Source organism: Massilia phosphatilytica, from assembly GCF_977014125.1.
Genome location: NZ_CDRNIL010000056.1, coordinates 1 through 5,753, shown reverse-complemented (window position 1 = coordinate 5,753; position 5,753 = coordinate 1). Strand labels below are relative to the sequence as shown.

The 5,753-nt window shown below is 54.4% G+C and carries 3 protein-coding genes; 2 read left to right on the top strand and 1 reads right to left on the bottom strand.

The genetic code is table 11. The features are described 5' to 3' along the window. Nucleotides 1–31: 31 nt before the first annotated feature. On the top strand, nt 32–202 hold the full coding sequence (locus ACWNCF_RS02070) for a hypothetical protein (protein ID WP_449405840.1): 171 nt from the start codon (nt 32–34) through the stop codon (nt 200–202). Nucleotides 203–2,100: 1,898 nt separating this feature from the next. Here the strand turns inward: ACWNCF_RS02070 and ACWNCF_RS02065 are convergent. Continuing rightward, nucleotides 2,101–2,691 (bottom strand): hypothetical protein, encoded by a 591-nt coding sequence (locus ACWNCF_RS02065; protein WP_449405839.1) that lies wholly within the window; start codon nt 2,689–2,691, stop codon nt 2,101–2,103. A gap of 303 nt (nt 2,692–2,994) precedes the next feature. On the opposite strand from ACWNCF_RS02065, the gene ACWNCF_RS02060 reads away from it, so the two are divergent. Further along, a complete protein-coding gene (locus ACWNCF_RS02060; protein WP_449405838.1) occupies nt 2,995–4,926 on the top strand; it encodes a cold-shock protein in 1,932 nt (643 codons plus the stop codon). Nucleotides 4,927–5,753: the final 827 nt, after the last annotated feature.

Here is a 5,753-nt window from a genome sequence, read left to right as displayed (position 1 = left end):
CGTATCGTGGAGAGTTAAACGGAGGAGTTAGTTGGATGATCCAGAACTATGGTATTTTGTGCTTTTGAAAACAGTGGCGCAATTATGGCGCGGTTTGGAGAACTGCGCCGAAAAATCCTCTGAAATTTGGCGCAGTTTAAACGAAATCCATCGATCTGCTCATGTACAAATAGCTCTGGCAGAACGTGTCCCCCGAAACTAGTTTGAAGATGCTGCTATCAACTACATTCGTAAAATACAAAAAGTTGCGCTGCAAGCCCGCGCGCTAAAACCGGAATCCGTCATCGCCTGATCAATTTCGAACGATAGTCTCAGGCATGTTCGCACTTGAAACGTTAGGAACCTAGGCACACCTGTCAGCCCTGATGAGCATGCAGAGGTCAGCCACGTCGAGTAGACCTCTCGCGCCCGTCCTTCCATCGTTTCGTCTCGTAAGGCTCTACCAACAACCTCAACCAAACAGTTCGTCATCAGACAGATTGAGCAGTCGGCTCTGCTCGCTCAGCCATGTATCGAAAGCGGGACACTTTCCATAATGTTCAGGTCCGACATGCAATCCTTTATGATAAAAATTACAACACTATCGTAGATATCACTTCCCACTGAAATTCTGCAAGTCAGCTACCGGCTCTTCTCCCATGTATGCTTCTCTGCTGTTCCAGCACATTTCCACTGCCGGTATTCCTGCCGTTTATACGCGGCACGGAAAACGATAATAGTCCTTCATAAAACTTCAAATCTGGCTACGAGCTGCCAATGTTTTGCATGTCCGCCTTTCTCATGCGTCTGTACTGGACCTGCATCTGCTTCGCGCATCAAACCTTTCGGTCCGACTGCTCAGCGCGGAACTTCACACGGTCTCGTCTCGCTAGGTGCGTTACCTCGAAAGCTGTTCGAGTTAAAGAAGTACTCGTCACCGGAAAGCGCAACTGATGTACCCGTAGAGCTTTTTGGCATTCGTAAAGCTTTACATGTCCCTCAAACGCCAGCATCCGCGTCTACGGCCTTTCGACGCTTTTATCGACTCGCAATCGATGACTTCGGGCATCTCACGTCGCTCAGGTCGGCTCCTGTCGCGCCCCGCAGTACGGCATCGAGCCTTCCAATCCATCTGCAGCACGAGCCAAATCGCTGTCATTGCTTGGGTCGCATCGCATACCGTGCCGCCGCGAAATCGATCAGGCGATTGGCAATACCTTCTGTGGCAATGTTGTCAGCTGGCGCCATCGCGATAACGCCTGCGCTTACCGTCCTTGCCGAATGCGACGGAGTCAGGATCCATGACTCAGACGCGCAGCGTCGCATTCTGGACGTGGGTCACAGTTGAGCTGGAAAGCGCCGAGCCGTGCAGCTGGTTACCCACACTGATCCGCGACGTTTGATAAGTGCCCGAGGTTTCAATCCACAGACGGCGGATTCTTGAACTGTATCCGTGACCACAATAAGTGACCGGTGCGGAAACTTAGGATCATCACCATACCCAGTGCCATGACGCAGCACGCCGCGGAGCAATCTCCATCTGTGCCACTCCACGGAGCTGCGCCTGCTACATGCGACACCATCATCCACACGCCGTGGCCATTGCGCCAAGCGCCCAGCAGCAAAAGAAAGAGAGAGTATCGGTCTGAAAGGCATCGGTCCAGCTGGCCAACTGCAGGGGCAAGTGGTTGGTACCGGTTGAGTTCCTTCAGTACCAAGCCGCCGAGCGAACGACGCTCGCCCCCGACACTTCAGGCGGGATGTTCGCATAGGCGCGATTGGGATCCCGCGCTCCCACGCGCTTTGGAAAGCGCGACTAGGGTCCAGAGTTGGGCCGGGGCGCAGCTCCGTTCGCACGACACACTCGTTCGCGCGACGCTGTTCGAGCCGCGAGACGATAGCACTGAAGCACAGTGTCGACGCCACCATCGAGCCGACCAGCAGCACGGCAGAAGTACTCCACATCGGAATATTGAAATGCGGTGCGATGCGCGGCACCACTACCGTGCCATGATCGAGAACACGACAAGGCCGATCCAGCAGCCGCTATCGCGGGTTTCCGCAGGATGAGCGCTCCGGGGCTCCTGCACATCGAAGCGTGCCGAGTTCACCGAAAGGAAGCTAACCAGAGACAAGCTCACATCGGCAAGCACAGCGAACTTGTAAACCCTTCGCATGGTGTGCCCATGAACATGAAAATAGCAAACGACCAACGATACAAACAACGCAGGCAAAAGCGATGAGCGAATGGAAGTGTTGGGGCTGCGGCCTGCACTCTCGTTCGGTGATCGTGAGGTCTTCCGACCATCGAGTACAACACAACGTCAAGCCACCGCGGCTCGGCAAAATTGATCGCGCGACGGCGTAAGTCTCGAGGCTGCCTTCGGTGCCGTGGCCGATGCGGTTTTCTGTCAGTGGGAGTTCGCAAGCCAGGCCGAAGCGGAGCTTCCGCCCCAGATAGAACTGGGCTTGTGAGAGCGCTTCCATTAAGAGCTTGACCGCAATACTCAGCACCAGCGCGGCGACGGCGGCGGCACGGCGATGACCGCAACCTTGTCTTCGTGAAGCTTGAAAAAGGCCCTTGGCAGTATTCGCAGCGACACTGCCGGCTGCCGTAGCGAACGCTGCTAAGAAAAGAAAGACATTCTCAAAACTGAACGGATTCGGAAAGTTATTGATGAAACGAACGTCGCGGTTGTATTCGTAGGTCATAATGTGGTCGTCAAAGTGGCCGAAAATCCTAGTAGACCATCTAAGTCGAGCCATGCAACCCAGTGTCACGCGGTCTTGGCGAGCAACTACTACCATCAAATCAGTCCTTTGACGAGTCAGTGCCCCCCAGTCGGCCTGGCGCTACAAATTGCTCAAGCCGACTGGGGGGCGGCTGCGTTTCTGGAACCGTCAAAGGACTGATTTGATGGTAGCTGAGTTGCTCGCCAAGACCGCGTGACATTGGGTTGCATGGCTCGACTTAGATGGTCTACTAGGATTTTCGGCCACTTTGACGACCACATTATGACCTACGAATACAACCGCGACGATACGTTAATCAATAACTTTCCGAATCCGTTCAGGTTTGAGAATGTCTTTCTTTTCTTAGCAGCGTTCGCTACGGCAGCCGGCGGTGTCACTGCGATGATTACTGCCAAGGGCCTTTTCAAAGCTCACGAAGACAAGGTTGCGGTCATCGCCGTCGCCGTCGCCGCGCTGGTGCTGAGTATTGCGGTCAAGCTCTTAATGGAAGCGCTCTCACAAGCCCAGTTCTATCTGGGGCGAAAGTTTCCGCTTGGCCTGGCTTGCGAACTCCCACTGACAGAAACCGGCATCGGCCACGGCACCGAACAAGTTCTCGAGACTTTACGCCGTCGCGCGATCGATTTTGCCGAGCCGCGCGGTGCGCTTAACGGTGTGTTGTACTCGATGGTGAGAAACCTCGCGACGTCGCCGAACGAGGTGCAGGCCGCAGCCGTGCAACACTTCCATTCGCTCATCGCTTTTGCTGCGTTGTTTGTATCGTTGGTCGTTTGCTATTTCATGTTCATGGGCACGCCATGCGAAGGGTTCGCAAGTTGGCTGTACTTGCCGATGTCAGGCCTGTCTCTGGTTAGCCCTTTCGTGAACTCGGCACGCTTCGATGTGCAGGAGTCCCGGAGCGCTCATCCTGCGGAAACCCGCGATAGGGCGCTCTGGATGATGATCGGCCTTGTCGTGTTCTCGATCATGGCACCGGTGATAGTGCCGCGCATCGCACCGCATTTCGACATCTCTCCGATGTGGAGTACTTCTGCCGTGCTGCTGGTCGGCTCGATGGTGGCGTCGACACTGTGCTTCAGTGCTATCGTCTCGCGGCTCGACAGCGTCGCGCAAACGAGTGTGTCGTGCGAACAGACAACGATCGCGATGAACTGCGCCCCGGCCCAACTCTGGACCGAGATCAGTCGCGGCTTCCAAAGCGCGTGGGAGCGCGGAATCCCGAATCGCGCCTATGCGAACATCCCGCCTGAAGTGTCGGGGGGCGAGCGTGGTTCGTTCGGCGGCTTCGTACTGGAGGAAACTCAACCGGTACCAACCACTTCCCTGCAGTTGGCCAGCTGGACCGATGCCTTTCAGAACCGATACTCTCTCTTTCTTTTGCTGCTGGGCGCTTGGGGCGTCGCAATGGCCACAGCATGTGGATGGATGGTGTCGCATGTCACGGCGCAGCTCCATGAGATGGCGCGGATGGAGATTACTCGCGGCGTGCTTATCGTCATGGCACTGGGTATGGTCGTAGTCCTAAGTTTCCGCACCGGTCACTTATTGTGGTCACGGATACAGTTCAAGTCCCGCATCTTGTGGATTGAAACCTCGGGCACTTATCAAACGTCGCGGATCAGTGTGGGTAACCAGCTGCACGGCTCGGCGCTTTCCAGCTCAACTCTGACCCACGTCCAGGATGCGACGCTGCGCGTCTGGGTGACCGATATTGACTCCGTCGCATTCGGCAAGGACGGTAAGCGCAGCATTATCGCGATGGCGCCAGCTGACAACATTGCCAAAGGTATTGCCAATCGCCTGATCGATTTCGCGGCGGCACAGTATGCGATTGCGACCCCAAGCAATGACAGCGATTTGGCTCGTGCTGCATCGATTGGAAGGCTCGATGCCGTACTGCGGGGCGCGACAGGAGCCGACCTGAGCGACGTAATGCCCGAAGTCATCGATTGCGAGTCGATAAAAGCGTCGAAAAGCCATGACGCGGATGCTCGCGTTGAGGGACATGTAAAGTTTTACGATGCCAAAAAGCTCTACGGGTACATCGTTGCGCTTTCCGGTGACGAGTACTTCTTTAACTCGAACAGCTTTCGAGGTAACGCACCTAGCAAGCGAGACCGTGTGAAGTTCCGCGCTGAGCATGGACCGAAAGGTTTGATCGCGAAGCAGATGCAGGTCACTACAGACGCATGAGAAAGGCGGACATGCAAAACATTGGCAGCTCGTAGCCAGATTTGAATTTTTATGAAGGACTATTATCGTTTTCCGTCCGCGTATAAACGGCAGGAATACCGCAGTGGAAATGTGCTGGAACAGCAGAGAAGCATACATGGGAGAAGAGCCAGTAGCTGACTTGCGACGTGGGAAGTGATATCTACGATAGTGTTGTAATTTTTATCATAAAGGATTGCATGTCGGACCTGAACATTATGGAAAGTGCCGCTTTCGATACATGGCTGAGCGAGCAGAGCCGACTGCTCAATCTGTCTGATGACGAACTGTTGGTTGAGGTTGTTAGTAGAACCTTACGAGACGAAACGATGGAAGGACGGGCACGAGGTCTACTCGACGTGGCTAACCTGTGCATGCTCATGGCTGACAGGTGCCTAGGTTCTAACGTTTCGATTGCGACATGCCTGACTATTGTTCGAAATTGATCAGGCGATGACGGATTCCGGTTTTAGCGCGCGGCTTGCAGCGCAACTTTTGTATTTACGAATGTAGTTGATAGCAGCATCTTCAAACTAGTTTGGGGGACACGTGTCCCCCAAGCTATTTGTACATGAGCAGATCGATGGATTTAGTTAAACTGCGCCAAATTTTAGAGGATTTTTGGCGCAGTTCTCCAAACCGCGCCATAATTGCGCCACTGTTTTCAAAAGCGCCAAATCCCCATGCGATCGAATACCAAGGTACTGAACAGCATTCAGACATCCCTCAGTGGACTAACACTGGCTGAGCTGTTGATCATGCACCCGGACCTGGCCCGCATAGGTCACGTTCTGATCGACAGCTCAGCC